At 66.6% G+C, this 3005-nt stretch carries 3 protein-coding genes; 2 read left to right on the top strand and 1 reads right to left on the bottom strand.

Annotation, left to right across the window (positions count from 1 at the left end; translation table 11 throughout):
* Positions 1-1487, top strand: a 1487-nt coding sequence (gene dsbD, locus Q0S71_RS20940) for a protein-disulfide reductase DsbD (RefSeq protein WP_295999990.1), incomplete at its 5' end; no start/stop codon positions are given.
* Between the two features lie 127 nt (positions 1488-1614).
* On the opposite strand, the gene Q0S71_RS20935 is transcribed toward dsbD, so the two are convergent.
* The gene (locus Q0S71_RS20935; RefSeq protein ID WP_295999989.1) at positions 1615-2154 is read right to left on the bottom strand and encodes a Spy/CpxP family protein refolding chaperone; all 540 of its coding nucleotides are present in this window, start codon (positions 2152-2154) and stop codon (positions 1615-1617) included.
* Positions 2155-2376: 222 nt separating this feature from the next.
* On the opposite strand from Q0S71_RS20935, the gene Q0S71_RS20930 reads away from it, so the two are divergent.
* Positions 2377-3005: response regulator (locus Q0S71_RS20930; protein WP_295999987.1), on the top strand; the 629-nt coding region annotated here is incomplete at its 3' end.

Below are 3005 nucleotides of genomic sequence, written 5' to 3'. Positions count from 1 at the left end.
GCGGCGGCACGGCCGTGGCCGCCGCACCCGCTGCCGGCGCGCTGCCGCCGGCGCTGCTGGCCGCCGCCGCACCGCAGTCCGCCGCGCCGGTCAACACGGCGCCGCTCACGCCGGGCGTCGACGTCAATGCCGTGCCGAAGGCGGAAGCGACGGTCATCGATCGCACGCTCGAGGCCGCGCCGGCCGCGCCGCCGGCCGTCTCGCCGCCGTCCGACAGCGGCAGCGTCGAAGCCGCGCTCAAGAGCGGCAAACTGCTGGTGATCTTGCCGCTGTTCGCCCTGCTCGGACTGGGCCTGTCGTTCACGCCCTGCGTGCTGCCGATGGTGCCCATCCTGTCGTCCATCATCGTCGGCGAGGGCGAGCGCACCACGCGCTCGCGCGGCCTGCTGTTGTCGGTCGCCTACTCGCTGGGCATGGCCATCGTCTACACGGCGCTCGGCGTGGCCGCCGGCCTGGTCGGCGAAGGCCTGGCCGCGACGCTGCAAAATCCTTGGGTGCTGGGCAGCTTCGCGCTGCTGATGGCCGTGCTGTCGCTGTCGATGTTCGGCTACTACGAACTGCAAGTGCCGGGCGCGCTGCAAAGCAAGCTGACCACCGCCTCCAACCGCCAGTCGCCCGGCAAGCTGGCCGGCGTGTTCGTCATGGGCGCCATCTCGGCCCTGATCGTCGGCCCCTGCGTGGCCGCGCCGCTGGCCGGCGCGCTGCTTTACATCAGCCAGACGCGCGACGTCGTCATCGGCGGCAGCGCCCTGTTCGCGCTGGCCGTCGGCATGAGCGTGCCGCTGCTGCTGGTCGGCATCTCGGCCGGTTCGCTGCTGCCGCGCGCCGGCATGTGGATGGACGCCGTCAAGCGCTTCTTCGGCGTGCTGTTGCTGGCGATGGCGTGGTGGCTGGTGTCGCCGGTGCTGCCGGGCGCCGTGCAGATGCTGGGCTGGATTGCGCTGTTCATCGGCTACGGCATGTATATGCTGGTCGGCGGCGGCAAGTGGATGGCCAAATCTGTCGGCCTTGTGTTCGCCGTGCTCGGTGTGGTGCAGCTGGTCGGCGTGGCCAGCGGTGGCCGCGATCCGCTGGCGCCGCTGGCCCATCTGCAAGCGGGCGGCGACCATGGCTATGGCGGCGGCACCCAGGCGCTGGCCTTCCAGCGCATCAAGTCGGTGGCCGAGCTCGACAGCGCGCTGGCCCGGACCGGCGGCAAGACCGCGCTGCTCGATTTTTACGCCGACTGGTGCGTCTCCTGCAAGGAAATGGAAAAGCTGACCTTCGTCGCGCCGCCCGTGCGCGCCAAGCTGGCCAACACCGTGCTGCTGCAAATCGACGTGACGGCCAACAGCGATGACGACCGGGCGATGCTGAAACGCTTCCACCTGTTCGGCCCGCCGGGCATCATCCTGTTCGACGGCCGGGGCCATGAAATCGCCGACGGCCGCGTGATCGGCTTCCAGGACGCGAACAAGTTCCTGGCGTCGCTGGCGCGGCTCAATTAAACCGCGCGCCATGTAAAAAAGGGAGGCACATCGAAATGTGCCTCCCTTTTTACATCCCGGTCCGCCGTCGTGGCCGGGCCGGTCCCGTGAGATCGTCGGTGAGATCGCCAGCCCGACTACCGCTTGATTATCCGCGCTGCTGCCAACCGCCGTGCTCGCCTTCGCCGCCATGGCCGCCGTCGTGGCCCCAGCCGTGATGACCGTGGCCGTGGCGGCCCATCATGGCATGGTCGAAGGCCTTCTGCTGCACCGGCGTCAGCGTCGCGTAGAAAGCGCGCAGCGCCGTCAGATGGCTTTCCTCGGTCGCGAGGTGCTGCTTGCCCATTTCTATCATCCTGGCCATGCGGTCCGGCGCCGGCATCGCCATCCACGCCTTCATGTCCGGCCGCGCGCCGGCCGGCATCGTCGGCTTGATCGCGGCCTGGTAAGTATTCCATGCCGGCTCCTGGGCCGCCGTCAGCTTCAGCTGGAAGTGCACGCGGGCCTGCTGCATGGCGAAGAACTCGCCCATTTTTTCCTGCATCATTTCCGGAGTGGGGCGGTGGTGTTCCTGGTGGGCCTGATCCTGCGGCTTGGCCTGGCTGTCCTGCGCCTGCGCCGCCATGGTGGTCGCGGCCAGGGCCAGTACCGTCATTGCCGTCATCAAACTGTTGCGCATTGCGTTCATGTCGATTCCTTCAATCATGTTTTGGGGGTGTGCACCGCAGTGAGCTTCCGGCCTCGCGGGCCGGCCAGCGCACTGCTGATGGAATGCATCATCGCAGAGCGGTGTTTCGATCAAGTTTCCCCTGCATTGGCTTTTGTATCAATTTGTTTCCCTAATCAAGTTATACAAGACGATACAATTGGCCGTTGGTCTTAGGCGGCCGAACTAACGATAATTAGAGCCATGGAACCTACATCTACAATTTTGATCGTCGACGACGATCGCGATATCCGCTCCCTGCTGGCCGACTATCTGGAATCGAACGGTTACCGCGCCCTGACGGCGGCCGACGGCACCGGCATGTGGAAGTTGCTCGACGAATCGCGCCCCGACCTGATCGTGCTCGACCTCAACCTGCCCGGCGACGACGGCCTGACCCTGTGCCGCAAGCTGCGCGCCCATTCGACGCTGCCGGTCATCATGCTGACCGCCCGCAACGAACCGCTGGACCGCATCCTCGGCCTGGAAATGGGCGCCGACGATTACCTGCCGAAACCGTTCGAGCCGCGCGAACTGCTGGCGCGCATACGCAGCGTGCTGCGCCGCAGCCACGCGATGCCGTCCAACTCCAGCACCGACCAGGCGCAGCAGATGCGCTTTTCCGGCTGGACGCTGGACTTGACGGCCCGCCATCTGCTCAATCCGGACGGCATCGTCATCATGCTGTCGGGCGCCGAATTCCGTTTGTTGAAAGTCTTCCTCGAACATCCGAACCGCGTGCTCAACCGCGACCAGCTGCTGAACCTGACGCAGGGCCGCGACGCCGACCCCTTCGACCGCTCGATCGACATCCAGATCAGCCGCCTGCGCCA

The sequence above is a fragment of the Rugamonas sp. genome, from assembly GCF_025354735.1.
Taxonomy (GTDB): domain Bacteria; phylum Pseudomonadota; class Gammaproteobacteria; order Burkholderiales; family Burkholderiaceae_D; genus Rugamonas.
The sequence above is the reverse complement of the archived record's forward strand: the minus strand, read 5'-3'. Positions and strand labels throughout refer to the sequence as shown.